Raw genomic sequence first — 16,919 nt, 5'->3', positions numbered from 1 at the left:
TATTTATTCGGCTGAGTTTTGCGCTACAGGCACAATGATTAAATCTGGGGCAAGTTGTTTACGAGCAATACGTAAACCTTTATTAATGTCTGAACGATATTCAGCAGGAAGTTCATCCCAAGACTTAGTCTCGTTATTCCACAAGCCTAGCTTTTGTCCGTCACGTGTTTGATAGACCAAACTCACACGGCCAATACGTAAAAAGTCGACATCGCGTTCGCTACCATCAACCGTTAATAAACCGTTGTACGCTTCAATGGTGCGTCCGTATTCAACTTCAACTTGGTAAGCTTCTAGTACTCGGCGAAATTTCTCAGATACTGAAACGTCGGCACGCTCCATCATTTTCTGTAAACCCGCTATACGTTTGGTACGTTCTTCTGGCAAAAACTGCACATCTAAATCAACAAAAGCTTCTAATGTATCAATCATGCGCGCCATTAATGGTGAAACCTGACGTTCAATAATGCTGACTTGCTCCATTGAAACCGCTAACTGATCTAACTCTGTTAATTGATTGTCGATTTGAGTATTCATTTGCTTGTTGTAAACACGTAAACCATCAACTTCTTTATTAACTGTTTTGAATTGTTGAAGTTTGGTTTGAATTTGTTCGCTGATGTTATCTACACGACGTTGAGATTTATTTGCTGATTCATTAATTGTTTTTCCAGCATCTACAACTTGTGATAATGGTTCTTCATTTGCTGAAGCAGCGTTTACAAATGTTGAGAGGCTTAGTGCGCTTGCACTTAAAAGCAAACTTGCTTTGGCCAAAGTAGACAATTTCATAGTAAAAACCTTATGTTGAAATTCAATATAACTCTATAATTGGGCGTATATTAAAGGTCGAATATGACAACTAGGTTTCATCAATGTTGCAGATTTATTAAATGACAATTACGTGACATTTTTTTTACAGGGAGTCCCGTATTTACAGGAAGTTAACGAGGCATGAGGGAAATAAGCAGAATACGTTAAGGAATAATAAAGTGTATTTCAGATAGTGTTAGTTGTAACTTTGCCCTAAAATACGGGCTTATTGCTAAGATTTTCCCTCTTGAAAGATATAAGACAGGTATGAATAAATTAATATGAATCAACTCACCAAAGTTTTCGTTTTGGGACTGCCTAGAACAGGCACTACCAGTATTTGTTCAACCTTACTTTCTCTTAACTATCATGTGGCTCATACCGCTTATACTCAAACCACATTCGAAAAAGCCAATGCGCTAGCCGATACACCAATCTTTAATGACTACAAAGAGCTTTTTCATTACTACCCTAACAGTCAGTTTATTTATTTAACGCGAGAGTCTGAAAAATGGGTACCTTCCATAAAACAGTTATTGCTACGTATGTATAATAATGTTGTACGTGATGACGGTGGCTTCAACCCAATAATTAAACGTTGTTACGGTGAGATATTTTCACCTTTTACCTTAGAAAACATTAACGATGATGAATTTCTTATCGCCTGTTACAACAAACATAAGGCAGCGGTAACCGAGTTTTTTGAGCAACAAGCTTATTCGGTGTTATTTATCGATATTTCAAAACCTGATGATTATCAAAAGTTGTTAAGCTTTTTAGATAAAGAAAGTTATCAAGATGAACACACAGGGTCAGGTTTCCCTGTACTTAATCAGGGTGGAAAAGTTACCGCTTGGAAAGATTTAAAACATCCACATAAAATTGATTCAACTAAAAATGGACGTAGCTCAACCTTAAACCATATTTCATAAACTTATTTAATAGAGCATTAAAGGATTAACATACGATGATTATCACCAACAGCCAGCAAGATTTATCTACTCCTACAGGTGTAATGCGCACCACAATCTATCAACCTGAAGAACAAGGTAATTATCCGTGCATTATTTTCTATTCTGAAATATTTCAACAAACGGCTCCTATTGCGAGAAGTGCAGCGATTATGGCTAGTCATGGTTTTATTGTATTGGTGCCCGAAGTATTTCATGAGCTGAATCCTATTGGCACCGTTTTAGGTTACGACGATGCAGGCAAAGACAAAGGTAATGCAGATAAATGGGCAAAGCCTCTAGAGGATCACGATTCAGATACGCAAACATTAATCGACTTTGCTCGCACTTTAGATAATTGCTCAGGCAAAGTCGGTGCTATGGGTGTTTGTATTGGTGGACATTTAGCTTATCGCGCTGCATTAAATGAAAACATATCAGCAGCATCATGTTTATACGCGACCGATATACATTCTAATACGTTACCTTGTAATGAAAATAATGATTCATTTACTCGTACACCCGATATTAAAGGTGAATTATTAATGATTTGGGGCAAGCAAGATCCACATGTGCCAGATGAAGGCAGAATGAAGATCCATAAGAAGTTACTTGAAAGTAAGAACACCTTCACTTGGCACGAGTTTAATGCGCAACATGCATTTATGCGAGACGAAGGCGAACGTTACGATGCCGCATTAGCGATCCAAGTGTACTTAATGTCGGTTGAGTTATTTAAACGTAAACTAAGTTAAAATGAGAGTTATTAAAGTCATAACTTGGGCTTTTGGGTATGAGTCATATATTGAAAACATGTTGCTAGACTTTAATAACCATTCTCTATATAATTTTTCGCGTTAAAAAGGATTTAACTTAACTATTATAGGGATATAAAATTAATGACAACGAATACTTATATTGTAAAAAGCGGTGATACACTTTGGGATATATCGGCAAAGTACTTAGGTTCTCCACACGAATGGCCACGCTTATGGAAATACAATAATCGAAAATCTGTTATTGCTAGCACTGGTCGAGGAATAACTAACCCTGATCTTATTTATCCTGGGCAAAAAATAGCACTACCGATCACTGGTTTTCAAGAAACAAAAAGTAAAAAAACGCTTCCCAAATCAAATGTACCAAAACCCTTAAAGCAACAATTAGAAGATATAAAAACCCCTTTTGCTATACAATATAATTTAAAAGAACTTGTCTTGCCACCAATAGTTAATCCTGCAGCAATTATTGAAGTTAAAATGACAGGTAATGTCGTATTAACAAGTAAAGAAAGCCTACCTATTACCTATGTAACAAATAATGGTGAGCTTGAGGCTAAAGCGACACATGCAGCTAATACAGCATTTGGTACCTTATTAGCTGACATGACAGTTAATTACGATGACAACACTCGTAAAGTAAAATTAGACATGAGCTTAATAGCCAAAAGTAATACACCTAATATTCCAACTACCTCAGTTGGTATTGTGGCTGACTCAAACTCGCCTATCCCTAAAATCAAATACGAAATAAAACTACCTGAATTAAAAGGTAATATTGGCGATTTTAATTATATCGGAGCTAACGTCAGTATTAGCATTGAGGTAACACCTAAATCAGGATCTCGTCGTGATAATTCACCAAGTTCAAATGAACCAATTCCTGAATCAACAATCAATTTTTCTAATGAAGAAATTGCAACGGGTTTAGTTGTAGCAGCTTCCCTTTTAATTGTAGGCACTATAGTTGAAGATTTTTTAACTTTGGGAGTCGGGGTTGCAGATGATCCCGTGTCTTTTGCAGCAGCAGCAACTATGTATGCACGTGCTGCTACGTTATGGCGAGGAGCAACAATCATTGCACCAAGAGCATTATTACCTGTTACAACAAGGTTGAGTATAACGGTTGTTCCTGCTGGTAAGGTAATATATGCACACTAAACGATACCCCATGCATAAATATTTTATGTTTTTGTTATCGGTATTGTTGATAACCGCATGTACGCCTAGCGAAAGCATTGAAGATAAACGGGAACGATTGGCTAAAACTCATAATATAGTTATTGGTACAGGTGATCCAGCAACCTTTTTTGTACCTCCTTATACGCAATTAAATGCGAAAATGTCTGATGGTGAAATATTTTCTGCAGAACAAAGCAGTTTAGATGAGTCGCTAAGAGGTGTTGAAGATGCATTAATAGCTTATCCTGATGATTTTGTTTCATCACAAATTGACGCTATATTTATCGCTGGAAACATGTTTTTTGATGGTATGCAAGCTGGTGGAACATATCAGTATTCGTGGATTATTGTTGCTTCTACGATAGACTCTTCGGGTGAGTCAAATTACAACTCGGCATTATATGGTGTACATCATGAATTAAGTTCGTTTATTTATCATAAAAGCTTTGTTATTACTCGCTTTTGGGGAGATTTAATGCCTAAAAATTGGGAAGCTAAGGTTACAGATAAAGAAGCGCTTGCTGATAACTACGAACCAATAGATTATGAAAATGGTTTTTTAAATAATTATGCTACAACCTCAGTAGAAAATGATTTTAATACCTACGCTGAATTTGTTTTTGCTAGGACCGATGAACTTATAGAATTAGCTAAACAATACCCTTTGGTGGCAAAGAAGTTACGATTATTTATTAATGCTTATTCTAGACAGTCACCAGACATGAAAAACTTATTCAGTGGTTCAGCACTTGAACAGGTAGCTGCACCCAATGAATTTAAAACAATAACAGATGTCATTCATGTAGATACCTCTAAAATGAAACCGACTATTATTTACCCTAAAGAACAATAAACTTATGCTCTAAATAAAAAAACAGCCTATCAATGGCTGTTTTTTTATTTTAGGTACAATTAAAGTGTCTGTAGTTATAGTTAAATATTTTAACTATTAAGCAGTTCACAACTGAAGTTCTTTAAAAATTCATGCCCCACCATTAATCCCATTTCATAATCAGCTTGTAAAGCTTCATAGCTACTCCCAACTAACTTACTTAACAATGGTCTTGGTGGTGATATTTCAATAACCTTTAAGCCTTTGGGTGGTGTTTTTATAAAGCTAACAGCATTTTCATACGAGTTTTCATGCTCGGTAATAATGTCTAATATTTTAGGACATTTATTGGTTTTACATACCCATGACTTTTTAAGTTTATGCGCCCACTGTGTTTTAGCCGAATAATCTGTTGGAACGGTTCTAATGGTTACAACCGTTCTAGCGCCTTGAGAATAAGCCTCTTGAATAGGTATAGGTGACGCTACTCCGCCATCTACGTAAAAGTCTTCACCTACTTTAACGCCCTTTTTGTATAAATAAGGTAAAGCACTAGATGCTTTTAATGGTGTTAGCCAATCATCATTTTCTGGTTCGAAAAATGACGGACTTAAATCTTTAGCATTAGTTGCAGAAAATAATATTCGACGGTTTTTCATTTGAGCTTTAGCTTCTTCAATATCTAATTTATGAGAAGCACTATTCACTTGATTGAAGTACCAATCTAAGTTGACTGAACTGCCACCAATAAAAGAGCGTTTAAGATTAAAGAATTGTGGATGACTTGATAGCTCCATAATAGATTTTTTAGCATAACCCACTTGCTTAGCCATGTAGCTCGATAAGTTTTGCGCGCCAGCAGATGTCCCTATTAACAAATCAAAAGGGTTAAAATCTTTAACTAACCAGCTATCTAAAATACCTGCCGTGAAAATACCTCTTTGTCCGCCACCTTCAGCAACCAATGCTAACCCCTTTGTTGGGTCAGACGTTGTACATTTGTTCTCATAGTAAAAGTCGACGGCGTTCATAATATTCTCAATAAGTAAGGGGTAAATGCCTTAGATAGCTAAACTAGCCAATAACATTTGTTGGGATATAAATTGAAGTAAAACTCGCATTCTTGATGCTTGCTACTTTTGTGTATCTATTATTACGTAACAGTCACATTCAGTAAAAACATAAAAATAGATAACAACATTCCATAAAATAGAATTACCACGCACATTTTAAAAATTGAGAAATACAAACATGTTAGCTTCAGATAAATGAATTATTATGAAAAGAAAAGAAAGGAATGACATGATCACTAGATAATAAAAGATCGGGAACTTAAAGGTTGAAGTATGGAAATATTAGACAATAGGACTTAAGGTAATATGTATTAAATCCAAATGTGACAAAACGATAAAAATTAGATAAATTCGAATTAAAAACAAAGCCTTGAAACAAAACTTTCAAGAAGCTATTTCCTTGACCGAATGTAAAAACATCCATTTTACATTCTCAAAAAACAAGCCACTTAATTATTTTTCAGAACGAGAAATATATTCATTAACATATTCTTCTTTAGGGATATTAACACCGCCGTCAGCTATGTTTTTTTTAGATTGAATCACTTTAGTCGCATCTTCTGCCGATAAAGGTTTTGACATAAAATACCCTTGAGCAAAATCACAACCGTGTTCTATAAGTGCAGACAACTGAGTTTTGGTTTCAATACCTTCTGCGACCACCTGCTTACGTAAACTTTGACCTAAAGATATAATAGCTTTTATCACTTCTAAAGCGTCTTGATTAATTTCGCTGTCAGAATTTTGATCGATAACTTCAACAAAGCCTTTATCTATTTTTAAAAACTGTACCGGAATTTCATTTAAATAAGCCAGAGATGAATACCCAGTACCAAAGTCGTCTATCGCTAAATCTATTTTACGATCGTGCAATGCTTCATAAAGTAAGCTTAAGGCATGATTGTTTTCTATAAGCACCGACTCTGTTAACTCTAGCTTCAAATACTTAGGATCAATGCCGGTATCTTCAATAGTTTCATCAAGCATTTTCAAAAAGTCTGCATTACGGATTTGGTTAGTGGATAAGTTAACTGAGATATTAGGATAAAACCCTAATTCCATATCGTGCCATTTTTTTGTTTGCTTACAAGCTTCTTTAAGTACCCATTTCCCTATATCCCAAATTAAGCCTGTTTCTTCTGCAATAGGAATAAAAGTAAGGGGTGAAATTAACCCTTTTTCTGGATGTTGCCATCTGATTAAGGCTTCAAAACCTTGAATTAAGCCAGTTTCTAAATTTATAATCGGTTGATAAACTAAATGAAAATTACATTCTTCAACGGCTACACGTAATCGGGCTTCCAGCTCGGCTATTTCAAGTGTTTTCTTTTGAATTTGTTTATCGAATAATTGGTAAGTTCCACGACCTAGATCTTTTGCTCTGTACATAGCAATGTCTGCATTACGAAGTACTTCAGGAACATCTTTATAATGCGAATCACACTTAACAATACCAATACTGACATTGAAATATAGTGTGTGATTATCAAATAAAAATGGTTTCTTAAATTCATCAATAATCTCTTGAGCTAAAGTTTCGAAAGCAAGCTCTTGGCTAGATTCAGCAATAACAGTAAACTCATCTCCACCTAAACGACCTACATATTGATTTTCTTTCAATAAATCAGATAAACGTTTAGCTGATGCTTTTAATAATTGGTCTCCAATAACATGACCTAATGTATCGTTTATTTGTTTAAATCGGTCACCATCTAAAAACATTACACCAAAACTTAAATCAGGCTCTTCTTGGCAACGCGTTAGTAATCTATCAATATATTGAATGATCCACTCTCGGTTAGGTAAGCCAGTTAATGAATCGTGGAATGCCATATAAAAGAGCTTCGCTTCAGCTGTTTTTCGTTCATTAATCTCTGATCTAAGTTCGACAGTTCTTTTCTCTACACGATTCTCTAGTTCACTGTTCAGGTTAACTAGGCTCTGACTCGTTCTTTTTAATTCAGTCGCATAAGATTGCAGCTGATTGGTTTTGTCTTCAACCATGCGTTGTAGGTCTTTCTCCCTTTTTCGATTAAGAGAAAATCGCCACTTATAAATCAGAAAAACAGACATCAAAAATAAAATAGAGAACAATAGCTTAGCCCACCAGGTTGTCCACCAGGCAGGTAAAATAGTAAATGAAAAGCTATCGCCATCATTATCCCAAACGCCAGTACCATTAGCACCGTATACTTCAAAGGTATAATCACCTGCGGGTAAGTTTGTAAAACGAGCAAAGCGTTCGTTGGATTTAGTTTGCACAAAGTCACTTTGCAAACCAATTAATCTATATTTGTATTGATTATATTCAGGAAAAATAAAGTTTAAGGCGACAAATTCAAACTTGATGCTGTTAGCACTAATCGGAATTTTTATTTTATTTTCTGTGGAACGGTCTGTAATAAAAGTATCAGGATTAATAAACGCTATATCACTGATAATAGTTTTAGGTCTGTGATGATTATTGGGCATTTCGTCAGGGTTAATAATAGTTATGCCTGATTTACTTGGGACATATAATAAGTTTTCAACTTCAATAAATTCACCATGAGTGCTCATTTGATTACCAACCATACCTTCTTTTTTTGTATAATTAGTAAACTCATTTGTGCTTAAATCTAGCACACTTAAACCATTACTCGTTGCAACCCATACTCGATTATTATCACTCATTCTAAGATAAGATATTTCATTACTCGGCAAACCATCTTCCGTTGTGTAAACTTTTTTCGCTTTTGTAATTGCGTTGAAACGGATAAGACCATTAAAAGTTCCTATCCATATTTCTTCCAATGATTTTACCCAAACAAAAGTAAAACCGAAGTCATCGGTGTCTAAAAGTATTTTAAAGGTTTGAGTTTTTATATCTAAAACTTCAAGCCCTTCTTTACCTGTTATCCATAACTGTTCATTGAAAAGTTGTAAGTGAGATATTTCTGTATTCTGTATTGTGTGTTCTCCTTTATCTTCACCATAGATAAAGTTAGTAAACAGACCATCTTCTACATTAAGATACTGCAATCCCCAACCCCAAACACTTATCCAAATACCGCCCTTTTGATCAGACTCAACAACAAAAACATTATTGCCCGCTATCGTTTGATCTTTAAGAGCATCAGGGTAATTAATAAAGCGTTCAACCATCATAGTTTCAGGGTCAACTTTAGAAACTCCTCCAGCCCAGGTACCAGCCCAAATAAAACCATTTTCATCTTCGGTAAGGGATATAACTGAATTAGAGGAAAGCGAATTAGGGTTTTTGGGATCATGTTTAATCGATTTATAAATACCCGTTTGATAGTTAAATATATTTATTCCGCCACCATCAGTTGCTATCCATATATCTTTATTTTCTCTGACAATTCCATCAAAGGAATTTTTAAAATAACCTTTATCTGAATTCGTTATGCTATCTCGCATTTTATTAAATTTTTCAAGGTCTGGTGTAAGACGAAACAGACCATATTGATTCATAGATAACCAAAGAGAACCATTACTATCTTCGCTAATATCTTCGACTGTCGCTACGGGTAATTTGTATTCTCCATCTAAAGAAGCTTCTATACACATGAAGGTTTCAGACAAATGTTTAAAAACACAAAGACCTGCTTTTTCTAAACCTAACCATACATTATTGGCTGAATCAACGAAGGTAACACTTACATCAGAAATAGGTAAACTGCCGTAAGAATCTTCAGCTGTATAAAGCTTCACCTCAAGTGACATGGTGTTTATACGCAAAGCACCTTTAGGTGTTCCAACCCATAAGGTATTTCGCTTTGCATCCAAGGTCATATCACGAATTAAAAAGTTCAAAAAGTATTTATCAATAAGGGTAGTTACTTTAATTAATTTTTCATTTAGAAGATCAAATCCATAAACCCCTTGTTCTGACGTAAACCAAATAGTGTGATTAGCTTTGTCGTAAACACTACTTTTAACTATTTTAAAACTATCAATGGTTTCATTATAAAATGGGGTGCTGATGAGTTTATTTAAGGTGATATCAAATTTGAATACATCTGAATTTGAATTAAAAAGCCACAAATTACCTTCTGCATCTTCAGTCATGGTCGTAATTCGATATTGTTTACCTAAAGAAAAGGCTTCAAACTTTTCAGTTTTATCATCGAAGCGATACAAATAAGTATTTGCGATCCATAAGCTCCCCCTACTATCAGTGAATATATAAGGAACGCCTCCATCTGTTTCATTTGTAGACTCTTGAAAATCAAACTTTTTGTTTTTATATCCGTCGTATCTTAATAACCCAGCGCTACCTGCTGACCATAAATAGCCATGGCTATCTTCATGAGAATGACGAGTATATGCTTGTACTTTATTTTCAGATAAATAGATAGGAATTGCGCGGAAGTTGCTAATAGTTTCAGCTTTTTCAGCTTGAAAAAATATAGCTGCCAATGAAGGAAACGAGGAAAGCGCTAAAAAAAACAGGAATACCCACACAAAGTAATGAGTATGAGACTTTCTATCCTTAGAAATATTCTGGCTGATAACATCACCTAAACGAAAATAGTGTAAATAAATTAGTGGATTAACTAATCATAGTCTTTTTTAATTTATACACCAACTTTATCCTTAGTGATAATTATTTTTAGATATTAAGTCACCTAAACTAGGGATAAGTAGTAAAAAAGATAAGTATAAACAGCAATGAATGGAGGTTTCAAATGAAAACTGCTGAAAAGCACACAATAAAAAAGGTCACTTCAAATAAATGAAGCGACCTTTTATTAATTTTTAAAGTAAATTAAAGTTTGAATTTAGAATACCTAATTATTCAAACTCGTAGGTATAACTTAAACTTACATTGACACCAATAGCTTTTGAGCGAACCACGATATCAGACTGTGTGACTTCTTGATCTTCATCGAATAAATTTTTAACCTTCAGCTTAATTTTAGAATTAAAGTCTGGATAGTAGGTATAAACTAAATCTAATGAATGAAACGGTTGCTCGTAAGCATCGTCTGAACCACTAACACCTGAAGCAAGAATACGCTCACCAAATACGTTATACACTAATGAACTACTGTGCAGACCATTAGCTGAATCGTAGCTCATTTGTAAGTTAGCGACGTACTGTGAATGCCCGCTCATACGTTTAGTTGCATTGGTTAAGTTACCTGCTAAAGCAGGGTCAATTTCAACTTCAGAATCACTTAACGTAATGTTACCTGAAGTAAAGAACCCATCACTCATCCAAGAAAGATCATACAACCATTCAGCTTCAATGCCATATACTTTAGCTGTTTCACCATTCACAAAACCTAAACTATAATCTTGGTCACCTACGGATAATATTGATTCGATAGGTTTTTCGATGTCTTTATAAAAAAGCCCTATTGAATAGTTATCACCATTTTGACCGTAAGATTCATAACGAGCATCGTAATGAGTAATTGGGCTACTTTCTAAATCGACACGCCCTACCGTACGAATATCGGTTAATGGATCAAAATACGCTACAGGTACTACTTCTCTTAAGTCTGGGCGTATAACTGTTTCACCATAACTTAAGCGTAATTGATAATCTTCACTGCCCATATAAGTAAGCGCGAGTGATGAAAAGTAATCATCTTCTTGAATAGTTCCTTCTGCAATTTTATCTTCTGAGAAGAAAATATTTAGGTCATCACCATTAAAGATTAAGCTTGAGGTGGCAATTGAGACCTGCTTAAAACCTTCCCATCTTATGCCACCACTTACACGCCAAATGTTTTTATAAAAAATATCAAAAGCACCATAACCCGCATCAATTTTCTGACCCGCAAGATAATCGTCAGCATCTGGAGCTGAAGGCTCATTAAAATCAATGAAAATACTATTATTATCAATAAGGTCATCAGTTAAATAACCGGTTGCTGACAGTATATTATCTTCACCAGTACTTACAGGGATAGTAACGCCAGTATCGTTATTTACACCAAAGCTAGATGTGGTGTAATAACGACCTTTATCAGCAAAGTCGTAACCGAGTTTAAATTCCAACTCAAGGTCGGTTAAGTAAATAGGTAAAGTTAAGTTACCGCTATATGATGTTACGTTGTCTTGTAAGTCTAAATATGACGCTACAATACGGTTGTCATCACCTGTTATTGAAGAGCTAACATACTCACTATCAACATAACGATCGATAAACTTGTATTCAATATCTGTAGGTACTTCAGTGGTTGCTTCCGAATCTGTGTATTGCCAATCAAACCCTAAGCCCCCGTAATCAAGAAAAGTATGTTCACCAATAAATTGCATGATTTCAAGCTCACGCTCTTCATAGGTAAATTGATGTTCGCGTTGAGCGACACCGTTACTTGCAATGGTATTAATCGTACTTCCGTTCGGGCTTTCAATAACACTAACAGAGGTTTCATCTTCGGCATCTTTTAAGTAGATGTTAGACCATAATAATTTATGCTTTCCTAGCTGACTATCTAACTCGTAACCTAGATTAAATACACCACTTAAACGTTTGTTATCTGTCATCACATCTGAAGATGTTGTTGTGTTGTAACAAGAGTTTGTTACGTCTTCTTGTGTAAGTAACACCGAGCTACAGTTTTCAACTAAATTTTCGCTGATCACCGATGAGGTTTTTTGCGTGTTGATTTGGGTTTTGTCATAAGTTAACGCGGCTAAAAATCCAACTCTACCGCCAAAGTAGTTTTCATCAAATGAATTACCTAAACTCGCTTTAATGTTATAAGTCGGATCAAGAGATTCATCTTTCATCACTAAGTTTCTAGGTAAGCTCTTTAATAAATCACCATTAATTACCGCTGCTTGTTCAGCTCTTGTGCTGGTATCTGTGTCAGCTAAATTATCGGTAAGAATGATGTTACGTAAACTAAAGTCTCCTTTGTAATGAACAATCGCTTCATTTAAAGCTTGTGGAACTCCGCTACCATTACGATCGTATGTGTAACCTGAACTTGATTCACTATCGTAGCCAACACCTAGTTCAATACTACCTGTAAAACTTTGAGGAACTGTTTTCGTTCGAATATCAATAGCACCACCACCAAAAGAAGCTGGCATTGATGGAGAAAAGGCTTTTTGAACCGATAAGCTTTCAATGATACTTGAAGGGAAAATATCAAGAGGAATAACGTTACGTGTTAAGTCTGGGCTAGGAATACTGGCTCCGTTCAAACGAGCACTTGAATAACGCTCACCTAAACCACGTACATAAATAAATTTACCGTCAACTAATGTTAAACCTGTTACGCGTCGTAATGCTGATGCAGCATCGCTATCACCCGTTTTAGACATTTGTTCAGAGCCTAAAATATCTGCCACAAAGGCTTGATTTCTTCTTTCTTCAACAACTGCTGCAGCGCTACCTTGTAAACGACTTGCTTTAACAACAACTTCTTCCATTTCATTATTTTGCTCTTCTGCAAATAACGATGTTGGTATTACTGCTAAACCTAATCCTAAGCTTACCGCTAAACTAATTGTTTTTAGTTTATATTGAATATTCATTTTATTTCATCCTAATTAATCATCTAAAAAATAGGCGCCGTTAAGCGCCTATTTGCTATTGAAAAGATAATGATTAATCTTGGTCAGCAGCCGTTACAGCAGCATCAACCCACTTGTACCAGTTAGATGTTGTATCAGCATCTGAAACAGCACCTATGTATGTTGCTTCTTCGAAGAAGCTATCTATTGTTGTTACATCTGTTGCTGTTACTGTGATATCAGCAGAATCAACATCTGTAGCAAAGTCATTAGATAACACTGATGAAGTTGAAGCGATACGCTCACTTGAAACAGAACCTGAACTTAAGTTATCAAACCAATCAGCTTTAGCAGTACCTGTTAATGCTGCAGGCTCTTTACCAGAGATAAAAGTTTGCTCGCCTTTAAATTCATTTACACATGCCATTACTGAAGAAGTAAATATAATTGAATCAGCATTTTGCTCACCGTCTGATGAATGCTCGATACATGTAGTACCATTTGTGCCATCAGTTTTTACGAATAACGTGTTGTAGTAGTTAGACATAATTGCATCGTCAAACTTAATGGCCTGAGAAGCACTTTGGTCACGTACAGATTTTTCATCGGTAGTAATAACCGTTACGTTAGCAATGATTGGATTAGAAGCAGGAGCTTCATCATAGTCAGCGCCGCCATTCTTCTCGCCGTCAGTTTCAAAACCGTTGTTGCCCATGTAGATCTCTGAACCTGCAGCAATCACTCTTTCTGGGTCAGTACCGTCAGATGGAATAACAACTTCTGATTTAGTTTCTACAGAGCCATGTTTAACAAAGATAAACTGACCTTTACCTTGCCAACCACCATCAATATCAATCGCATCATCTTGAGTATCTGTTACAGCGATGTGACTAATAGTTGCAGCACCACCGAAAAATTCGATACCGTCATCATAACCTTGGTGAATGTGTAAGAAGTCAAAAGATGAACCTGAACCTACGGCATTTAATGTTAGTGAGTTTAAATCATCACCGTCACCACCTACTTTAGGACCTGAACCTGCATACCAAATTTTGGCATATTGGATAGAACCACTATCGTCAGCATTGTCGTTACCACCGAAGTAGCTAGTAACACCTTCAGTTACAACGTTACATGTTTCTGCTGCGCGTTGAGCGTTAGTACATTGGTTAGTTAACCCAAAACCGTTAATGATAATTCCGCCCCAATCAGCAAATTGAGCCCCATTACCAACAGCATCATGACGAGCAATAGCGTTTGCTGAAGTAAAGATGATTGGATCTTCAAACGTACCTATGGCATCAATCTTAGCGCCGCGAGCTATACGAATAATCGCTTCACCTGAAGTAAATGCTAAAGTAGCACCTGCTTCTACCGTTAATGTAGGACCGTCATTTTCAATAGTACAAGACGTTGTCGTATCGCAATCGTTACCAATCAATAGCGCACCATTTAATACATGTACGCCGTCGTTATCTAGTTTTGAAAATTCAATATCGTTTTCAACTTCAACATTTTTACTTGCAAATGAAACGCTGTATTCACAATCAGTACCGTTATACGCACCTTGTAAATCACCACGACTTGCACAAGGGTTAGTTGTTGTATCTGTACCAGTGTCTGTGTCAGTAGTATTTGTTGTGGTGGTTGTAGTAACACTGTTGTCGTTTACAGTTGGTTGAATGTTAATGTCTCCACCACAACCAGCTAGCATTAACGCACCTGTTAGTGCACTTACTTGAAATAATGTTTTCATTTGCATGTTTTCTGCTCCGCAGTATTTATTGTTTTAATTAACGTTTAAATAAGGTTTAAACTAAAGTTGCGGAGATACTACGGGGGGAAAATGACAGAAATGTTTTAGAAATATGTATTTTTTATTTAGGAAAGATGACAGCCAGATTACACAGACGTAAATATCCAATAATTACATAGAGTTATAATTAGGCACTCAAGGTGTCAAATATTACAAATGAATAAACTTTTAAGGTTTAAGGTTTATTAATAATACTTTTTACTTCACTGAGATATTGTTCGTATTTTTTCCAATTATCGATAGATTTATTATTTATAGGTTGCCTTACTTGAATGGCACTGGCTGTTGCTACAGGTGCAGCATTACTATTGATATGTAAGCATGCCTCTTGCCAATCTAATTCACAGAATTCAACCAGTTTCTTAGCATGTAATTTAGGGTTATTAACAAGGTCTTGATAGTTAATTTGATAAAAATTATCAGGATATTTTTCTAACCAAAAATCAGCAAGCTTTTTAAAATAAGTATAGTATTTAGCCGTCGTTTCTAAATTGTAGGCATAATTATAGTTATATGAATTAGCTGAAAATAACTGCCTAAAATTACTCATGATGGTATCGAGTGGACTTCTATCTAAACAGATAATCTTGGCGTTAGGCAGTGCTTGTAAGATAAAGCCAGCATATAAAATATTTAATGGCATTTTATCAATAAATTTTGCGGTACTACCTGTGAGAACTCGCGTTTTATCTATATATGCTTTTCCTAACTCTTCAAAATTTATCTGTTGAGCAGCTTCAATAGTTTCTTTATCAAGAATTCTTTGAGTGGTTGTTTGGCTCATTTTCTTCATTAATAATGAAAAATACTCAAGCTCACCTGCGGTTGTAACTTCTGAATGCTGAGACAAGATACGCTCAACTAAAGTAGTACCCGATCTTGGCATACCAACAATAAATATGGCTTCTGAATTGCTCGACTGTTTATCTGTTGATTGGTGTGTTGCTAAGGTACCTGAATGAGAAAAACTCTCAAATAAACTCTCAAACATAGCTTGATCATCAGCAAAGTTATAATCGATAGATTCAAGTTTGGCTTGCTTAGCTAAAGACAGGTATTTAAATGCGTTGTCATAGTCGTTAAGCGCTTCATATTCTCGCGCTATCGCATGACCAAGATGTAATTTTTCATCAGCCTCACTTACCTTATCAAACAATAACTTCATGGACGGTAAATTATAAGCGCCTGTGTTTACTTTACCTAAAGCACTTAATGCTGTGTACGATTTAGTAAATGATGGAGCGAGCTGGATCACTTTTTCATGAGACTGTTGTGCGCCCTTAAAGTCACCGATAAAGACTTGTGAAGTCCCTAAATTAAAATAGTAGTTAGGGTTATTTCCATCAAGCTCTATTGCTCGTTCAAATAGTGGAACGGCTTGGTTATGTAAACCTACTTTACTATAAGCAACACCTAAAGTGTCTAACGTTAATGCAGAGGCTTTGTGATATTGATTAGTATTATCTTGGCTACTAGCACTACTATGTTTATTAATCTCTTTATAAGTTAAATCGGCATAGTGCTTAGCTTTAATCGGTTCTATGATCAGTGAATAAGCTTTAGCTAGATGGGCTAAGTATTCTGTTTTATTTATTACCGTTTGATTGCGCTCTTTATTTGTCTGTGTAGCTTCACTTTTATCTATAGATTCAAAATGTTCGGCAATTTTTAAAGCTTGTTCAAATAATTGAATGCCCTTCTCATTATTTCCATGTTCACACGCAATAATGCCTAGCAGAAAATAGGCATCCGCAAAGCATTTGTCTTGCTGTAATATAGTTATAAGCAAACCATGGGCTTGCTGATAGTGTTTATTATTTAGCGCTTGTAATGCTTGCTTATGAAGATGTGAAATACGTTGGGTCATGTTAAATCATCAATAGTTTAGGAAATTACTGTTAATAGTAAGAGTACTGTTAATCATGAATTTATAGTATGTATTAAAATAAAAAAGCATTCTATTTAAACAAATAGAATGCTTTAAAAAATACT

Annotated in this window: 10 protein-coding genes; 4 read left to right on the top strand and 6 right to left on the bottom strand. The window is 35.4% G+C overall.

The genetic code is table 11. From position 1 onward, the window contains the following. Positions 1–3 precede the first annotated feature (3 nt). Positions 4–792: a DUF3450 domain-containing protein gene (locus tag ACPUVN_RS02815; protein WP_426358116.1), complete on the bottom strand. Its 789-nt coding sequence runs from the start codon at positions 790–792 to the stop codon at positions 4–6. Between the two features lie 302 nt (positions 793–1,094). Between ACPUVN_RS02815 and ACPUVN_RS02810 the strand changes: the two genes are divergently transcribed. The 4 genes from ACPUVN_RS02810 (at position 1,095) to ACPUVN_RS02795 (ending at position 4,577) form a co-directional block, all read left to right on the top strand. After that, positions 1,095–1,745, top strand: coding sequence for a sulfotransferase (locus tag ACPUVN_RS02810; RefSeq protein ID WP_426369923.1), 651 nt, complete (start codon positions 1,095–1,097; stop codon positions 1,743–1,745). A gap of 35 nt (positions 1,746–1,780) precedes the next feature. Continuing rightward, entirely contained in the window at positions 1,781–2,518 is a 738-nt protein-coding gene (locus ACPUVN_RS02805; RefSeq protein WP_426369922.1) for a dienelactone hydrolase family protein, read from the top strand. A 144-nt stretch (positions 2,519–2,662) separates the two neighbouring features. Beyond that, positions 2,663–3,703, top strand: coding sequence for a LysM peptidoglycan-binding domain-containing protein (locus tag ACPUVN_RS02800; RefSeq protein ID WP_426358119.1), 1,041 nt, complete (start codon positions 2,663–2,665; stop codon positions 3,701–3,703). Between the two features lie 10 nt (positions 3,704–3,713). Continuing rightward, entirely contained in the window at positions 3,714–4,577 is an 864-nt protein-coding gene (locus ACPUVN_RS02795; RefSeq protein ID WP_426369921.1) for a hypothetical protein, read from the top strand. Positions 4,578–4,666: 89 nt separating this feature from the next. On the opposite strand, the gene ACPUVN_RS02790 is transcribed toward ACPUVN_RS02795, so the two are convergent. The 5 genes from ACPUVN_RS02790 to ACPUVN_RS02770 form a co-directional block, all read right to left on the bottom strand. After that, positions 4,667–5,587, bottom strand: a complete 921-nt coding sequence (locus ACPUVN_RS02790) for a patatin-like phospholipase family protein (RefSeq protein WP_426369920.1) — start codon at positions 5,585–5,587, stop codon at positions 4,667–4,669. Positions 5,588–6,082: 495 nt separating this feature from the next. Then, positions 6,083–10,051: an EAL domain-containing protein gene (locus ACPUVN_RS02785; RefSeq protein ID WP_426358122.1), complete on the bottom strand. Its 3,969-nt coding sequence runs from the start codon at positions 10,049–10,051 to the stop codon at positions 6,083–6,085. 375 nt (positions 10,052–10,426) lie between these two features. Next, positions 10,427–13,132, bottom strand: a complete 2,706-nt coding sequence (locus ACPUVN_RS02780; RefSeq protein WP_426358123.1) for a TonB-dependent receptor plug domain-containing protein — start codon at positions 13,130–13,132, stop codon at positions 10,427–10,429. A 73-nt stretch (positions 13,133–13,205) separates the two neighbouring features. Then, positions 13,206–14,873: a hypothetical protein gene (locus ACPUVN_RS02775; RefSeq protein ID WP_426358124.1), complete on the bottom strand. Its 1,668-nt coding sequence runs from the start codon at positions 14,871–14,873 to the stop codon at positions 13,206–13,208. A 229-nt stretch (positions 14,874–15,102) separates the two neighbouring features. After that, a complete protein-coding gene (locus ACPUVN_RS02770) occupies positions 15,103–16,794 on the bottom strand; it encodes a tetratricopeptide repeat-containing sulfotransferase family protein (RefSeq protein WP_426369919.1) in 1,692 nt (563 codons plus the stop codon). Between the last annotated feature and the right edge of the window lie 125 nt (positions 16,795–16,919).

The organism is Pseudocolwellia antarctica, from assembly GCF_049933045.1.
Lineage (GTDB): Bacteria > Pseudomonadota > Gammaproteobacteria > Enterobacterales > Alteromonadaceae > Pseudocolwellia.
This window is presented reverse-complemented; position numbering and strand designations above follow the sequence as displayed.